Origin of the sequence: Microbacterium sp. 5K110 (genome assembly GCF_005774735.1) — a bacterium.
Classification (GTDB): Bacteria; Actinomycetota; Actinomycetes; order Actinomycetales; family Microbacteriaceae; genus Microbacterium.
This window is the reverse complement of sequence record NZ_VBUM01000014.1, coordinates 18,388-32,951: the sequence shown is the minus strand read 5'-3', so window position 1 is coordinate 32,951 and position 14,564 is coordinate 18,388. Positions and strand designations below refer to the sequence as shown.

Here is a 14,564-nt window from a genome sequence, read left to right as displayed (position 1 = left end):
CAGCAGGATGCCGCCTCGCGGTGTTTCGTCAGGTGGGCCTGAGTCAGGCGGACCTGCGGGTCCGGAAGTTCGATGCATGCAGATACAGCCGGGCGTGTCGTTGCGCAAGCGTGACTCCCCCACGAGGGGGTGTCTGGCAGAATCGACGAAGGTGTCAACGGCGACGCTGCGTTCTTCCGAGACCCGAAGGGGGATCGTTCCATGGCAGCTCCGACGAACTCAACCGCACCGCAGACCGGTGCACAGGCGGTCATCGCCGATGCTCTCGACCCCGCGCGGCGTCCCGATGTGCTGCTGCGCAAGCGCCGCGATGAGGGCCACGAGATCAGCGCATGGTGGATGGTCGGCGCCTTCGTCGGTGTCTCGGCCGCGGTCGTGAGCCTGCTGAGCTGGGTTCCCGGCGGGTCTTGATCCTCGGGCGACGCTCAGTTGCCGTCGGCGATTCCCGCTCGTGCGCGGATCGCGCCGAGGTCGGCATGAGTCATGTCCCGGTGTGCGAGCCCGCGTTCGGTCGCCTCGCCGTCGTTCTCGGCGGCGTCGATGAGTTCGGGCGCCGTCCACCTGCGCGGTGACGCCTCGAGCGGCGCGGGAGCGTCTACGGCGTCGAGCTTCGTTTCGTCGATGCCGGGGAACTTGCGCGCCGTCACCAGTACGCGCGACTCCAGCGACCCGGCGAAGCGGTTGTAACTGTCGACGGTGCGCTCCAGGGCGCGCCGCAGATCGCCGGCGTGACCGGCGAGCACGCCTACGCGCTCGTATAGCTCGGTACCGAGGGCGAACAACGTGCGCGCCTCGTCGGAGACGTCCTGCTGCGTCCACGTGAAGGCCACGGTCTTGAGGACCGCCCACAGGTTCACCGGCGACGCGAGGGCTACTCGACGCGCGAACGCGTACTCGAGCAGCGTCGGGTCGTCGTCGAGGGCCGCGGAGAGCAGGGACTCGCTCGGCAGGAAGCAGATCACGAACTCGGGGCTGGTCGAGAGCCCTGCCCAATACGTCTTGCGGGCGAGCGCGTCGACGTGCGCGCGCACGGCCCGGGTGTGCTTGGTCAGGAGGGCCGCCCGGCGCGCGCCCTCGTCGCCCGGGGCGGTCACCGGGATCGCGCTGGCCTGGAGGTAGGCGTCGAGGGGGACTTTGGCATCCACCGCGAGAGCCTTGCCTCCGGGGAGACGCACGACCATGTCGGGGCGACCCGCGCCGGCGTCGGAGGTGATCGAGGACTGCAGGTCGAAGTCGACGTAGCGCGTGAGCCCCGCGGCCTCGACGACCCGTCGCAGCTGTGTCTCGCCCCAGACGCCGCGCGTGCTGCCCGAGCGCATCGCCGAAGCGAGGGACTCGGTCGTGGCGCGGAGCGCCTCGTCGGCCTCACGCGAGAGTCGCAACTGTTCGCCCAGCGCGGAGTACTGCTCGACGCGGTCGCGCTCGAGGCCGTCGACCTTGCGCTGCATCGCGTCGAGGGTCTCGCGCACGGGATCGAGCGCGCGCAGGACCGTCTGCTCGCGGCGTTCGCGCTCTTCGCGCGCTGCCTGATCGGCGCGTGTCTGGCCCACCAGGTCGCGGTACAGGGTCGTCTGATGGTCGAGCTGCGCCTGTGCCCCGACGAGCGCGGCATCGGCGGCGGCGACGCGCGAGGCGAGAGCGATCCGCTCGGTCGCGGCGCGCGAGGTGGCCCGCGCGGCGCCGAGGAACCAGCCCGCGCCGGCACCGATCGCGAGGGCGAGGATCGCGAGGATCAGGGCGATGGCATCCATGTGCTCAGTGTGCCGCAGGCCTCCGACATCGCCCGGAAGTGGCGGGCGGGTCAGGCGACGGCGCGCTCGAGGCGGCGTTCCGCCTGGATCTGCGAGACCCGCACGCCGAGGTGCGCGGCGAGGGCGTGCACATCGGCGGCTCCGGCGCGCCGGGCGCAGTCGATCGTGATCTCCGCGCACGCGACGGCGTCGGCGAGGGCGTCGTGGTGAGCGAACGGCGAGCATCCGGCCTCGGCCGCGACGAGCGGCAGGCGGTAGGAATCGAGGGTGTAGGTCTTCCGCGACATCTGGACGCTGCAGAGATAGCGGTACGAGGGGCAGTCGTCGCCGGTCGCGGCGCACGCACGGCGCAGCACCGACATGTCGAAGCCCGCATTGTGGGCGACGAGCACGTCCGCCCCGGCGAAGGCGGTCAGCCGAGCCAGCTGCGTGCTCCAGTCCGGCGCGTCGACGACGTCGGACGGACGGATGCCGTGGATGCCGACGTTGATCGCGGCGAAGTCGTCGTGCCCGGCCGGCGGCTTGATGAGCCAGGCGGCAGTAGCCACGACCCGTCCGTCGCGGACGCGCGCGAGCCCCACCGCACACGCGGACGCGCCACTGGAGTTCGCCGTTTCGAAGTCGATCGCGGTGAAATCCAGTGCCACGCCTCCACCCTCGCTCGACCTCCCCGTCCGGCCGGGACGGCACGCCGTCCGACGCGGGATCGGTCTCGTCGCGCCGCGGGTCGTCGACGGTGACCGCCAGGCGGTGGGTCGTCGTGCGGGTGGCACGCCGGCTCCTGGCTTCCGGTATCGGCGTGTCCCCTGCCGACTCCGCCGCATGGTACGGCTACGGGAGGCGCCCGCGCGGACGTCCCGCCCCCGGCATAGGGTCGAGGCATGACGGAACGCCAGAAGTCGACGTCGTTCGGGCAGGCGGCCGCGGCTTACGAGTCGGGGCGGCCCGAGTATCCGGCCGAGGCGGTCGCGTGGATGCTCGCGCCGGTCCGCGAGCCCGGCCGGGCGCTGCGCGTCGCCGACGTGGGTGCCGGTACCGGCAAGCTCACGCGTGCGGTCGTCGAGCTCGGTGCCGACGTGGTGGCGATCGATCCGGATGCCGCGATGCTGGCGTCGTTGCGCGAGAACGTCCGCGGCATCCCGACGTTCGCCGGTACCGCCGAGCGTCTGCCGCTGCCCGACTCGGCCCTCGACGCCGTGGTGATGGGACAGGCGTGGCACTGGGTCGATCCGGAGCCTGGTTCTCTCGAGATCGCGCGCGTCCTGCGCTCCGGCGGGGTGCTCGGGCTGGTGTGGAACATCCGCGACGAGCGTGTCGACTGGGTGCGCAGCCTCACCCGGGTGATCGGGACGTCGAACGCCGAACGGCTTCTCGCCGACGGTGGGCCGCGGATCGCCGAGCCGCTCGTCGACCTCGAGCACCGCACGTGGACCTGGAGCCGCCGCATCACCCTGGCCCAGCTGCGCGACCTCGTCTTCTCTCGGAGCGACATCATCACGGCATCCGCCGAGGAGCGCGCGCGCATCGACGCCGAGGTCGACGGGGTCGTGGCATCCGTCCCGGGACTCGCCGACGGCGGAGCGGTCGACCTGCCGTACGTGACCCACGCGTTCCGCGCGCGGCGTCCCTGACGCGGTGAGGGCGGCGCGGGCCGGGTAACCTGGACTCCCGTGGCTCTTACCATCGGAATCGTCGGCCTTCCCAATGTGGGAAAGTCCACTCTCTTCAACGCCCTGACCAAGAACTCGGTGCTCGCGGCGAACTACCCGTTCGCGACCATCGAGCCCAACGTCGGGGTCGTGAACCTTCCCGATGTGCGGCTGCAGCAGCTCGCCGACGTGTTCGGCAGCGAGCGTCTCGTGCCCGCCGCGGTGTCGTTCGTCGACATCGCCGGCATCGTCCGCGGCGCCAGCGAGGGGGAGGGGCTGGGCAACCAGTTCCTCGCGAACATCCGTGAAGCGGATGCCATCGCCCAGGTCGTCCGCGGATTCGCCGACGACGACGTGGTCCACGTCGACGGGCAGGTGAACCCCGCGAGCGACATGGAGACGATCAACGCCGAGCTGCAGCTCGCCGACCTCCAGACCCTCGAGAAGGCGATCACGCGCTACGAGAAAGAGGTCAAGGGCAAGAAGCTCGACCCTTCGGTGCTTGACGCTGCCAAGGCCGCGGAGGACGCCCTCCAGCGGGGCGTGCTGCTCTCGGCATCCGGTCTCGACCTGTCGCCGATCCGCGAACTGGGTCTGCTGACCGCGAAGCCCTTCATCTTCGTCTTCAACGTCGACGAGGCCGTTCTCACCGACCAGGCCCGCAAGGACGAGCTGGCCGCGCTGGTCGCGCCGGCGAAGGCCGTGTTCCTGGATGCCAAGATCGAGTCGGAACTGATCGACCTCGACCCCGAGGATGCCGCCGAGCTGCTGGCGTCCACCGGCCAGGACGAGTCGGGTCTCGACCAGCTCGCGCGGATCGGCTTCGACACGCTGGGCCTGCAGACCTACCTCACGGCAGGTCCCAAGGAGGCCCGCGCGTGGACGATCCCGCAGGGCGCGAAGGCCCCGCAGGCGGCCGGTGTCATCCACACCGACTTCGAGAAGGGCTTCATCAAGGCCGAGGTCATCTCGTTCGCTGACCTGATCGAGCTCGGCTCGGTCGCCGAGGCCCGTGCGAAGGGCAAGGCCCGCCTCGAGGGCAAGGACTACGTCATGCAGGACGGCGACGTGGTGGAGTTCCGCTTCAACAACTGAGTGGGTAGAAGTAGGGGCATGCAGGACGCGGGGGAGGCGGCAGGTGGAGCACAGCGCTCTCGGTGAGGCTCTTGACTATCTCGTCGCCTACAAGGCTGCGCATCGACACGCCGACAAGGCGGAGATGTCCAGGGCCTACGAGGCGGCTTTCACGCCCCGGCGCGCTCGAAGCGTGTTCGTAGGGGCAGGCTACGCTCTTCGGTTCACGCAAGCTAACCAGGAGAATTTCTCCAACACCGTCTTGTCGTTGTCCGCTCTTCGGCTGCATGATCATCAACCTCTGGTGGTCGTGATTGTGCGTCCGAGTGAGGTGAGCTTCTTGCTAGCAAATTCGTCCGTGCTAGCAAGGATCAGTCACAGTTCCTCTGAGCTTCGACCTGACCACATTCGCGGAAGTTTCAATGGGTGGGACATCATGCGGTCGTTCGCTGGGTTGGAAAATCGTCGCGAGAACTTCTCCTCGATCTTCGAATTGCACCAGGCGTCGGTGTGGGACGAGACCGTCGAACGGCTTGCCGAGGTCTCCGCAATGGTCAAGGCGCGTCGACCCAAGTTCGTCCCAAGCGCGACACAGCGTGCAGCCATTCTCGACGCCCCTCGCCGCGCCGCCGAAGCGTTGGACACGCCCCACTACCTTGCTATCTCGGTCGAACTCGCTTCTCGAGTGCAGGGGGCGCAACGTGCGATTCTTGATGCGGCGCGGAATGAGAATGGCAATCTCCGTGGGCAGGAAGTGGAGCGTTTGATCACGGGCGGTGAGAACGGGCATCGCCTCGATGACCTCGGGGTTGCTCTCGCAGACGGACAGCTTTCCATCGACGTCAAATCCAAACGCTTGAATCGATCCTCCGCGCCAAAGGCCTATAACGTCGACAAAATGCTCGATTTCCTTGCGCAACCGGGGTCGGTGGCAGCAATACTGGCGATTGGTATCGACACCGATCGTGAGCGGGTTGTTTCCTCTCTCGTGCCCGTCCTTGATCGAGAACTCCTCCGTGTTACCGGAGTGCAGCACCACTGGGCAGGGCGAGGCAGTCGTGGGGTGACCCAGTTCAGCGCTGACTGGGGTGTAGTTTTCGATGGATCCCACCGGGCCTCGATTGATGTCGCGGCTGCCCGCACCTTCCTGCAGCACCTCATCGAGCTGTGATCCGCCTGCTTCAGCTGCGTGACCGCGACGTGGTGGAGTCCCGCTTCAACAACTGAGCAGGCTCCCCACGTAGGCTTCCGGCCATGAACGGAACCCCTCCGGTGCGACGTTCCATCCGGCTATTCCCGGACTACGGCCGGGACTGGCCGCTGTGGGAGGACTCGACACCGACGTGGGACGTCGGGTACACGACGACGCCCGACGACTATGGGCTGTCCGATGCGCTCCGTCGCGACATCGCCGCGTGGAACGCCCTGTGGGAGGCGAACTTCGACCCGTTCGACGGGTGGAAGGACGCGGCATCCTGCGAGGCGTGGCGCGCGGCGGGGGAGGGCGTCGCGGCACGGCTCGCCGACGAGGTCTCGGCGTTCGCCGACGTCTGGTACGAGCCGTGGCCGCTCCGAACAGAGCTGGGTACGGCCGAAGGCTGAGGTCTGAGGGTCGCCGATGGCAGTAGCGGTATCGCGCCTGCAGCACCGTGACGTGCGTGTCGTCGGCGATGTAGACGAGCCGATTCGCCTCGTCGATGCGGCGCGACCCCGCGCCGGCCAATGCGTGTTTCAGCGGCTCCGAGGCCGCTCCCGCGACGACCTTCGCTAGAGTCGGCGCGTGAAACCCACCCCACCGGCCGCACCGGGGTCGACTCCGGAGCGCCGGGCGCGGGTGCGGGCCATCCTCGCGGGCTCCGTGCCGAACCTCGCGCAGTGGTTCAACCTCTACGTCTACGCGATCTTCGCCCCGTATTTCCGCACCGAGTTCTTCGATCCCAACTCACCGGACTCGCTGCTCTTTGTGTACGGCCTGTTTGCCGTGACCTTCGTCGTGCGGCCGGTCGGCTCGTGGCTGTTCGGTCGGCTTGCTGATAGTCGGGGGAGGCAACGGGCACTCGTGGCCGCGGTCACCCTGATGTCCGCGGGTTCCGTCGCTCTCGCGGTCGCGCCGACCGAGCGGTCGATCGGGGCGTGGGCGGCCGTGATCCTCGTGGTCGTGAGTGTCGTTCAGGGCATCGCCACCGGGGGCGAGTACGCGGCGGCCACGGTGTTGTTGTCGGAGTCGGGCACGCGGGGGCACCGCGGATTCTTCGCCTCGTTCCAGGCCACCACGATCGTCGGCGGTCTCGTGCTCGCGCAGGGAACGCTCCTGGTGCTCCTGCTGATCAGCGATCGCGCGGCGGTGTCGGAGTGGGGGTGGCGGGTCGCGTTCGTCGCGGGCGGCGCGGCCGGTCTGGCATCGCTGCTGTGGGCGCGGGCGAAGCCGCAGCCAGCGCCGGTGGTCGGCCCATTCACCACCCCACCGGCCTCGACGATCGCCGAGTTGGTCCGCACATACTGGCGGCCGCTCATCTGGGTGATCCTGCTGACAGCGGGAGGCAGCGCGGCGTTCTACACCGCGACGGTCACGGTGCCCTCCGTCCTCCGCGAGGCGTCCTTCGCCGCGGGCGGACACGCGGCCGAGTCCACGACGACCGGGGTCGTGCTCGCGGCCTTCGTCGTGCTGCTGCTGATGCAGCCGCTCGGCGGGGCGCTGAGCGACCGGATCGGCCGGAAGCCTCTGCTCATCGCCTTCGGTGCAGCGGGTGTCCTGGGCGCGGGGTTCCTCGTGACCGCGGCCGCCCGGGTGACATCGCCGGCGGTGGTCTTCGGCATCCTGGTCCTCGCGTTCGCGGTTCTGACCTGTTACCTCTCGGTCAACGGCATCGCCAAGGCGGAGGTCTTCCCCGCCCACATCCGTGCCCTCGGTGTGGGCCTCGGGTACGCCGTGGCCAACTCGCTGTTCGGCGGCACCGCTCCGCTCGTCTACCACGCCACGGCGGGCGGTTTCAGTTTCGTCGTGTATCTGACGGTGCTGCTCGGGGTGACGCTGGTCGCCGCCCTCCCGATGCGCGGGGGCGCGGCGACCGCTCTGGACGCGCCCGATGTCTCAGCGGAGCGCTGACGAGCAACCATCGGCCCGTGCGTCAGCCTTCGGGCCGCAGCTGAACCGCGAACAGCCATTCCGCGATCTGCTCCGCGGACGGGTCGTATTCGCCGATCTCCCGCCCCTCGTCCCAGGCGCCCGGGATCACGTCGGCATCCGGGGGCCAGTAGATCCAGCCGATCGCCTTCCCGGCACCGTTGACGCGGAGTAGGGCGTGATAGGTCTCGACGTCTTCCTGGCTGCGGGACGACATCGCTCGGCGCAACAGCTCGACGATCTCCTCCCGCGTGATGCCGGGGGTGGGGGTGACAGCGTGTTCGATGAGATGGGCTCTCGCGAACTCCTCCGCCGACTGACTGGCGAAGTACTCCCGGAAGTCCTGGTGCACCAGGGTCGATCCGACGGCGGTGTTGAACGCCGCGATCTGTGCCGCCGCCTCGCCGTCAGGGAGGAGGTCGATCTCCTTGACGAGAGCGGCGAGTCGCGGAACGATCGCGGTGTCGATGCGAGGAGGGGTGAGCGACGGTCGGAGGTCCACGTACCCCAGTATGTGTCGAGCGCACGTCCGAGCCCCCGGTCACTCGACCGGGGGCTCGACTGCGGTCCTCAGCCGCCGATGGGCGTCGGGTTCGTCGTTCGCAGCGAATCGAAACGGTGGAGGGGTGAACGAGCGCCGGCAGGCAGGGGAGAATGCCACCGTGACTACCGTGCAACTGCGTCCGCTCGAGCCGGCAGAAGAGCCCGCCTTCATCGTGCGCCTCCAGGAGGCGTTCACCGCCGGTGCCGAGGCGGCGGAGCCCGGTCACGCCGGCTCGGAGCCCGTCATCTCGGTCGGGGAGATCCGGGAGTCCATCGACGCACCCGGGGCCGACTCCTGGAACGTGCTCGTCGACGGGCAGAGCGTCGGCGGAGCCGTCGTTTCGATGAAGGACGGGGGACGCCGCCGAAGTCTGGACCTGCTGTTCATGGACACGGCGGCGCAGGGCAGGGGAGTGGGATCGGCGACGTGGCGCGCGCTCGAGGAGCACTACCCCGATGCCGAGGTGTGGGAGACGATGACCCCGTACTTCGACACTCGCAACATCCACTTCTACGTCAACCGGTGCGGGTTCCACATCGTCGAGTTCTTCCACCCCGGACACCCCGACCCGAACAGCCCCCATCCGACGACGGCCGACGACGACGAGCGCGGGCCCGACCTCATGTTCCGGTTCGAGAAGCGGCGGAGCTGATCAGCCCAGCTCGCCCGGGTGCGTCAGGCGCCACCAGAGCGTCGGTTCCTCGAGCTCGCCCGAGATCTTCACGTCGGCGGTCGCCTTGTTCGGCCCGGCGGTCCAGGTGATCGTGCCGACCGACTCGCCGTCGGCGTAGCGCTCGGGGGTCTGGACGTCGAGCGCCGTGACGACCGGGGTGTCCGACCAGGTCATCAGCGCCGCGCTGCGACCAAGCACGATCTCGGCGCGCGCGCCCCACGCGGTGGTGATCTCGCCGAGCTCGTCACCGACGGTCCCGACCGGCACCTCGTGGAACCCGGCGCGGATGCTCTGGAGCACCGTCACGACGTCCTGATCGGTGCTGTCGTGGCTCTCTCCTCCGAGGCGGACCCCGGTGATCGTCAAGGGCGCGCCGATGCCGACGTCGAGGAGTGAGCTGAACAGCAGGTTGAAGGTGCCCTCGCCCAGGTTCCCCGTCTTGAGGCCCCGGATGCCCTCGGTCCCGAGCAGGCCGTTCGTGTTGGTGACGGTCCCGGGCCCGCCGGGCAGAGAGATCGAGGACATCCCCACGATCCTGGCCAGGGCCGGGTTCGCCTTGGCGATCTTCCCGAGCGCCACGAGGTCGCGCGGCGTGCTCGTGTTGCGCTCGTCGATGCCCGTGGCATCCACGATCCGTGTCGACTCCAACCCGTTCGCCGCGAGCCATGCGCGAGCGGCGTCGACGTACGCGCCCTCCGACCCGAAGCCCCATCGCGCGACCGCGACGGCGTAGTTGCTCGCCGAAGGCAGCAGCATCGTCGCGAGGGCGTCGTGGAGCGACATGCTCGATCCGTCCGGCATCCGGGCGATCGTGACCCCGCGGACGTAGAACTGGTCGTACAGGTCGGTGTCGGCCTTGGTGAAGGCGAGAGTGGGGCCGGGATCGTTCGCCCCGTCGAGCGGATGCCGGTCCAGGACGACGAGCGCGGTGACGAGCTTCGCGATGCTCGCGATCGGCCGCGGATCGTCGCCGCCCGAGGCGACCCGCGCGCCGTCGGCTTCCGCCCCGAGGTAGTCCTCGCCGCCGGTGACGCTGACACGCATCGCCCCCGACGCCGGCATGCCGATCGCGGCGGGTTGGCCGGCAGCGACGGCGGGCGGTTGAGTCGTGACGGTCGGCGGAGCCAGCGGTGCCGCCGAGGCCCACCACACGTATCCGCCGCCCGCGCCGAGGACCACCAGCACGCTCGCCAGGAAGACGATGAGGACGATCCGCCCCGCCCGGCCCGATCCGGATGCCGCGGGCGCCTTGTCCAGCAATCCCGCGAACGCGCTCAGGTCATCAGTATGGTCCTGCGTTTCCCCCATGCGTTTCCCCTCGCGCACTCCCACGAACCTCACCCGTCGCGATCTCGTGTCGCACGCTCTTCCTCACCCGGAGCGGTTTTTCAAGCCCCCCGACGGGGTCGAAAGCCGTGTCTACCGTGGAGGGTATCGGGAGATACCCGGAATACCACGACGGGAGGAGCCGACATGGGACTCGACGACAAGATCAAGAACGCCGCGGAAGACCTGACCGGTAAGGCGAAGGAAGCCACCGGCAAGGCCACCGACAACGAGCGTCTCGAGGCCGAAGGTCAGGCCGACCAGACCAAGGCCAACGTCAAGAAGGCCGGCGAGAACGTCAAGGACGCCTTCAAGTAAGTCGCCCTCCCCGAATGCCCCGACCCGTCGCGGTCGGGGCATTCGTCGTTTCCGGAGGGCGACGCGGAGGCCCGGCGCTCGCCGCGCCCCGGGGGTGCCGTGCACGGCGATCATCCCCGGGATAATGGCGGCATGACCGCTGCCGTTCCCACCGAGACCCCGACGTTGGTCTCGGGTACCCCCGTCGTCCTCCGTGCCCACGGCTACGAAGCCGCCATCGCGAGCGTCGGTGCCTCCCTCCGCTCGCTCACGTACGAGGGTCGTGACCTCGTCGTGCCGTTCGACGCCGACGAGCTGCGCCCCGCCTACCGCGGCACGACGCTGGCGCCGTGGCCGAACCGCGTGGTCGACGGCATCCACCGCTTCGACGGCCAGGAGCACCGACTGCCGCTCACGGAGCCGAAGCGCGGCCACGCGCTGCACGGGCTGCTGTCGTGGGTCGACTGGAACGTGCTCGAGGCCTCGGAGGACGCTGTCACGCTCACGGCGACCGTCCCCGCACAGGCCGGCTACCCCTGGTGGCTCGTCGTGTCGACCACGTACCGACTGGATGCCGACGGCCTCACGCAGACCGTCCGGGCGACGAACCTGTCGGACACGCCCGCGCCGTGGGGCACCGGCCCCCACCCGTACCTCGTCGGCGGTCCCGCCGCGCTGGACGAGTGGACGCTGGGCCTCCCGGCCGACACCGTGCTCGAGGTGACGCCCGACCGGCTGTCGCCGGTGGCCCTGGCATCCGTCACCTCCGACGCGGAGCGTTTCGACTTCCGCGACGCGCGCGTGCTCGGTGCCGTCGAGATCGACCACGCGTACACCGGCCTGATCCGGGATGCCGACGGTCGCACGACCGTCACCCTCACCGACCCGTCGGGCACGGGGGTGGCGATGAGCTGGGCCGAGGACTGCGCGTGGGTGCAGATCCACACGGCCGACCAGCCGACCGGACCCGGGACGCCCGGACACCGCGCCGGGCTCGCGGTGGAACCGATGACGTGCGCACCCGACGCCTTCAACGACGACGCCTACGACTTCGCCACCGGCGTCGTCTCGCTCGACCCCGGTGCCTCGCACGAGGCCGGCTGGACCATCTCGGCACGCTGAGCCACGAACGACAGAACCGCCCCGTCGCACGCGACCGGGGCGGTTCTGTCGTGAAGCGTCAGACGACCTGTGCGCCGCACATGCCGCAGTCGCCGCCCGCCGAGACCTCGACGAAGCAGTCGGGGCACATCGTGCGCAACGGCCGGTCGCTCGGCGCCACGGGCTTCGGGCCGGCGACGCGGCGCTCGGCGCGCGGGGCGGACGCGCGCACCTTCTTGAGCTCGATCGGTGCCGGCGGGGCGGGGGCCGGCTCGGGCTTGTGCGCGGCGCAGTAGAAGCGCACGAAGCCGCCGTGGTGCTTGGGATGGCGGTGCTTGACCGCCCACAACTCACCGCGGTCGAACAGCTCTCCCTCGGCTCCGCACCCGACGCAACGGGTGGGCTCTCCGGGGACGACATCGGCGACGAGGACGGGAGCATCGAAGGCGATGGCATCCCGCCAATCCGACGAGGACACGATCTTCATGGGGGACCCTTCTTGCGGCGGTTCGGGCCGCCTCACCCTCCACGGTACGCGCCCTCACCGGCACGTGGTGACCTCCGGGGGGATCCGTGGGGGTGGACAGCCCGGGAGACCCTCCCGATAGGTTGGAGAGAATTCCCCCGCGCCGCCTCGGCGGTGCCCATCGAAGGAGAAGCATGGAACTCGCCGCTCTGGGGGCGATCGGTCTCGTCGTCGTCATCGCTCTCGTCGTCGCCATCGTCGTCATCCTCATCGTCGCCGGCATCATTCGCGGGTGGTACCGCGTCGCGAAGGCCGACGAAGCCCTGGTCATCGTCGGTAAGCGCCAGAAGGCCGCCGACGGCAACTCGTCGCGCATCACCGTCATCACCGGCGGTGGCGCGATCGTCAACCCGCTGACCCAACGCGGCGAGATGATCTCGCTGCGTGCCCGTCAGATCAAGATGGAGCCCACCGCGCAGTCTTCCACCGGTGTGACGGTCAACGTCAGCGGTGTCGCGCTGGTCAAGATCGGATCCGATCCCGAGTCCGTGCGCCGCGCGGCCGAGCGGTTCGCCTCGCAGGACAAGGCCATCGAGCAGTTCACGACCGAGCAGCTCGAGGGCGCGCTGCGCGGCGTCGTGGCCACGCTCACCGTCGAAGAGCTCATGCGCGACCGCCAGCGGCTGGCGGACCAGATCGCGGAGGGCATCAAGCAGGATCTGTCGTCGCAGGGACTGATCCTCGACTCCTTCCAGATCCAGGGCATCACCGACACCAACGGCTACATCTCCGCGCTCGGAGCGACCGAGGTCGAGCGCGTCAAGCGCGAGGCGGAGGTCGCGCGCATCAACGCGGTCCGCGAGATCCGCGCGCGTCAGATCGCGACCGACGAGGCCAACCTCATCGAGCAGACCGCGCTCGACAAGAACAGCGCCGCGGCCAAGGCCGAGGTCGGCCGGGCGAACGCCGAGGCCGAGCAGGCGGAGGCACTCACGCGTGCCGAGCGTCGGCAGGCCGTGCTGCAGCAGGAGGCGCAGAACACGCAGGCACGCCTCGAGTCCGAGGTCGCCCGCGTCGCCGACGCCGACCTGTACCAGCGGCAGAAGGAAGCCGACGCCGAGGCGTACGCGCAGATCAAGGCCGCCGAGGCCCGCGCCCAGATCGCCGAGCAGGAAGCGGCCGCCGTCCGCGTGCGCGCAGAGGCCGACGCGCAAGCCGTCCGCCTGGCCGGTGAGGCCCGGGCCGAAGCGATCCGCGCCGAGGCCGAGGCCCTCTCGCACAACCAGGAGGCGCTGCTCGCGCAGCGCGCGCTGGAGGCGCTCGTGCCGATGATGGCGGAGTTCGCCAAGGGGTATGACCGCGTGGGCAACATCACCGTGCTCGGGGGCGAGGGTGCCAGCGGCCACCTCGCGGCCGAGTCGGCCACGGGCCTGCGGTCGTCGTTCGAGGCGGTCCGGGCCGCCACCGGCATCGACCTGACCGCGATCATCCAGGGGCGTGCCGTCGCGGACGCCTTCGCCGACGCGTCTCACCGCCCGTCCGAGACGAGCGCGACCACCGAGGCCGCACCGGCATCCACCTCGGGGACGTCGCCCACGGCGTCCGAGCCCGGGGCCTGACGAGGAACCTCGACGGTGCCCGAGGCGCCCGAGGTCGAGGCGCTCACGCGGTTCTTGCGTGAGCGCCTCACCGGCCGCGTCGTGCGCGGCGTCGAGCTGACCGAGTTCCGCGCCCTCAAGACCCGCGCGCGACCGCTCGACGAGATCGTCGGCCGCACCGTCGGGAGCGTCGATCGGCACGGTAAGCACATCGACCTCGACGCCGACGGCACCCACCTCTCGATCGGCTTCGGTCGCGCGGGATGGGCGACGTGGAGCGACGACGCAACGGCATCCGATCCTCCCGCGAACGGCGCGGCGCTGATCGCGCGCGTGACGTTCGACGACGGCGTGCTCGGGATCACCGACGCGGGGGAGTGGCTGTCGGTGCAACTGCACGTCGTGGACGCGCCCGACGACGTGGCGGCGGTCGCCAAACTCGGACCGGATGCCGCCGACCCGGGCTTCTCACGCGAGGCGCTCGTCACCGCGCTCGGTCGACGACGCAAGCAGCTCAAGGCGCTGCTGCAGGAGCAGGAGTCCCTCGCGGGGATCGGCAACGCCTACTCGGACGAGATCCTGTACGTCGCGCGGCTGTCTCCCGTGGCCCAGGCCGCCTCGCTGAGCGACGACGAGGTCACGCGGCTGCACACGGCGGTGCGCGAGGTCCTGGACGGCGCCGTCGCCGCGCGCGACGGCATCCCGATCGCCGAGCAGAAGGCGGCGAAGGTCGCGTCGATGCGGGTGCACGGCCGGACGGGCGAGCCCTGCCCCGACTGCGGCGGCACGATCGAGGACATCCCCGGGACGAAGGGCGGCGGTCAGTACTGCCCGTCCTGCCAGCCGCTCTCCGCCTGACGGGTGGGAGGGGGCGCGGCGCCCCAAACCGCGAGACTGCACCCGCCTGACAACTCCACGGCAGCGTGCAGTGGGGATGTCAGTGGGATGCAGTCTCGGCGTG

General features: G+C 70.0%; 16 protein-coding genes and 1 pseudogene. 11 read left to right on the top strand and 6 right to left on the bottom strand.

The annotated features are described in order from the left end of the window. Window positions 1–201 precede the first annotated feature (201 nt). Window positions 202–411, top strand: coding sequence for a UDP-N-acetylmuramyl pentapeptide phosphotransferase (locus FE256_RS05580; protein ID WP_138173601.1), 210 nt, complete (start codon window positions 202–204; stop codon window positions 409–411). A gap of 14 nt (window positions 412–425) precedes the next feature. On the opposite strand, the gene FE256_RS05575 is transcribed toward FE256_RS05580, so the two are convergent. Together FE256_RS05575 and FE256_RS05570 are read right to left on the bottom strand one after the other, a co-directional pair. Further along, a complete protein-coding gene (locus tag FE256_RS05575) occupies window positions 426–1,751 on the bottom strand; it encodes a DNA recombination protein RmuC (protein ID WP_138173599.1) in 1,326 nt (441 codons plus the stop codon). A gap of 50 nt (window positions 1,752–1,801) precedes the next feature. Continuing rightward, window positions 1,802–2,398 carry a 3'-5' exonuclease gene (locus FE256_RS05570; RefSeq protein WP_138173597.1) on the bottom strand — a complete coding sequence of 199 codons (597 nt, stop codon included), beginning with the start codon at window positions 2,396–2,398 and terminating at the stop codon, window positions 1,802–1,804. A 234-nt stretch (window positions 2,399–2,632) separates the two neighbouring features. Between FE256_RS05570 and FE256_RS05565 the strand changes: the two genes are divergently transcribed. The 4 genes from FE256_RS05565 to FE256_RS05550 all read left to right on the top strand — a co-directional run bounded on the left by FE256_RS05565 (window position 2,633) and on the right by FE256_RS05550 (window position 6,076). Then, a complete protein-coding gene (locus tag FE256_RS05565) occupies window positions 2,633–3,382 on the top strand; it encodes a class I SAM-dependent methyltransferase (RefSeq protein ID WP_138173595.1) in 750 nt (249 codons plus the stop codon). Between the two features lie 39 nt (window positions 3,383–3,421). Then, window positions 3,422–4,495, top strand: coding sequence for a redox-regulated ATPase YchF (gene ychF, locus FE256_RS05560; RefSeq protein ID WP_138173593.1), 1,074 nt, complete (start codon window positions 3,422–3,424; stop codon window positions 4,493–4,495). A gap of 43 nt (window positions 4,496–4,538) precedes the next feature. Further along, window positions 4,539–5,645, top strand: a complete 1,107-nt coding sequence (locus tag FE256_RS05555) for a hypothetical protein (protein ID WP_138173591.1) — start codon at window positions 4,539–4,541, stop codon at window positions 5,643–5,645. A gap of 83 nt (window positions 5,646–5,728) precedes the next feature. Then, the gene (locus FE256_RS05550) at window positions 5,729–6,076 is read left to right on the top strand and encodes an immunity protein CdiI family protein (RefSeq protein ID WP_138173589.1); all 348 of its coding nucleotides are present in this window, start codon (window positions 5,729–5,731) and stop codon (window positions 6,074–6,076) included. Window positions 6,077–6,110: 34 nt separating this feature from the next. Here FE256_RS05550 and FE256_RS18570 read toward each other — a convergent pair. After that, window positions 6,111–6,209: pseudogene (locus FE256_RS18570) on the bottom strand (type II toxin-antitoxin system YoeB family toxin); the annotation flags it as partial. Between the two features lie 45 nt (window positions 6,210–6,254). Between FE256_RS18570 and FE256_RS05540 the strand changes: the two are divergent. After that, a complete protein-coding gene (locus tag FE256_RS05540) occupies window positions 6,255–7,580 on the top strand; it encodes an MFS transporter (protein WP_138173587.1) in 1,326 nt (441 codons plus the stop codon). Window positions 7,581–7,602: 22 nt separating this feature from the next. On the opposite strand, the gene FE256_RS05535 is transcribed toward FE256_RS05540, so the two are convergent. Then, on the bottom strand, window positions 7,603–8,100 hold the full coding sequence (locus FE256_RS05535; RefSeq protein WP_138173585.1) for a hypothetical protein: 498 nt from the start codon (window positions 8,098–8,100) through the stop codon (window positions 7,603–7,605). A gap of 160 nt (window positions 8,101–8,260) precedes the next feature. Here FE256_RS05535 and FE256_RS05530 point away from each other — a divergent pair, with 160 nt between their 5' ends. Then, on the top strand, window positions 8,261–8,794 hold the full coding sequence (locus tag FE256_RS05530; protein WP_171024219.1) for a GNAT family N-acetyltransferase: 534 nt from the start codon (window positions 8,261–8,263) through the stop codon (window positions 8,792–8,794). Here the strand turns inward: FE256_RS05530 and FE256_RS05525 are convergent, their stop codons facing one another. Continuing rightward, window positions 8,795–10,123: a serine hydrolase gene (locus FE256_RS05525; protein ID WP_138173581.1), complete on the bottom strand. Its 1,329-nt coding sequence runs from the start codon at window positions 10,121–10,123 to the stop codon at window positions 8,795–8,797. It abuts the gene before it with no gap. Window positions 10,124–10,288: 165 nt separating this feature from the next. On the opposite strand from FE256_RS05525, the gene FE256_RS05520 reads away from it, so the two are divergent. Both FE256_RS05520 and FE256_RS05515 read left to right on the top strand, forming a co-directional pair. Continuing rightward, entirely contained in the window at window positions 10,289–10,459 is a 171-nt protein-coding gene (locus FE256_RS05520; protein WP_138173579.1) for a CsbD family protein, read from the top strand. A 132-nt stretch (window positions 10,460–10,591) separates the two neighbouring features. Then, window positions 10,592–11,560 carry an aldose 1-epimerase family protein gene (locus tag FE256_RS05515; protein ID WP_138173577.1) on the top strand — a complete coding sequence of 323 codons (969 nt, stop codon included), beginning with the start codon at window positions 10,592–10,594 and terminating at the stop codon, window positions 11,558–11,560. A gap of 58 nt (window positions 11,561–11,618) precedes the next feature. Here FE256_RS05515 and FE256_RS05510 read toward each other — a convergent pair whose 3' ends face one another. Next, window positions 11,619–12,026: a glucose-6-phosphate dehydrogenase gene (locus FE256_RS05510; RefSeq protein ID WP_138173575.1), complete on the bottom strand. Its 408-nt coding sequence runs from the start codon at window positions 12,024–12,026 to the stop codon at window positions 11,619–11,621. A 173-nt stretch (window positions 12,027–12,199) separates the two neighbouring features. Here FE256_RS05510 and FE256_RS05505 point away from each other — a divergent pair, with 173 nt between their 5' ends. Both FE256_RS05505 and FE256_RS05500 read left to right on the top strand, forming a co-directional pair. Further along, window positions 12,200–13,624 (top strand): flotillin family protein, encoded by a 1,425-nt coding sequence (locus FE256_RS05505; RefSeq protein WP_138173573.1) that lies wholly within the window; start codon window positions 12,200–12,202, stop codon window positions 13,622–13,624. A gap of 15 nt (window positions 13,625–13,639) precedes the next feature. Further along, complete coding sequence (locus FE256_RS05500) at window positions 13,640–14,461, top strand: Fpg/Nei family DNA glycosylase (protein WP_138173571.1); 822 nt, start codon at window positions 13,640–13,642, stop codon at window positions 14,459–14,461. The last annotated feature ends 103 nt before the right edge of the window (window positions 14,462–14,564 follow it).

What these genes read in the sequence shown, in the direction of transcription:
- FE256_RS05550 (WP_138173589.1), top strand. Translation starts at nt 5,729, where the DNA reads ATGAACGGAACCCCTCCGGTGCGACGTTCCATCCGGCTATTCCCGGAC.
- FE256_RS05580 (WP_138173601.1), top strand. Translation starts at nt 202, where the DNA reads ATGGCAGCTCCGACGAACTCAACCGCACCGCAGACCGGTGCACAGGCG.
- FE256_RS05565 (WP_138173595.1), top strand. Translation starts at nt 2,633, where the DNA reads ATGACGGAACGCCAGAAGTCGACGTCGTTCGGGCAGGCGGCCGCGGCT.
- FE256_RS05525 (WP_138173581.1), bottom strand. Translation starts at nt 10,123, where the DNA reads ATGGGGGAAACGCAGGACCATACTGATGACCTGAGCGCGTTCGCGGGA.
- FE256_RS05515 (WP_138173577.1), top strand. Translation starts at nt 10,592, where the DNA reads ATGACCGCTGCCGTTCCCACCGAGACCCCGACGTTGGTCTCGGGTACC.
- FE256_RS05520 (WP_138173579.1), top strand. Translation starts at nt 10,289, where the DNA reads ATGGGACTCGACGACAAGATCAAGAACGCCGCGGAAGACCTGACCGGT.
- FE256_RS05505 (WP_138173573.1), top strand. Translation starts at nt 12,200, where the DNA reads ATGGAACTCGCCGCTCTGGGGGCGATCGGTCTCGTCGTCGTCATCGCT.
- FE256_RS05510 (WP_138173575.1), bottom strand. Translation starts at nt 12,026, where the DNA reads ATGAAGATCGTGTCCTCGTCGGATTGGCGGGATGCCATCGCCTTCGAT.
- FE256_RS05575 (WP_138173599.1), bottom strand. Translation starts at nt 1,751, where the DNA reads ATGGATGCCATCGCCCTGATCCTCGCGATCCTCGCCCTCGCGATCGGT.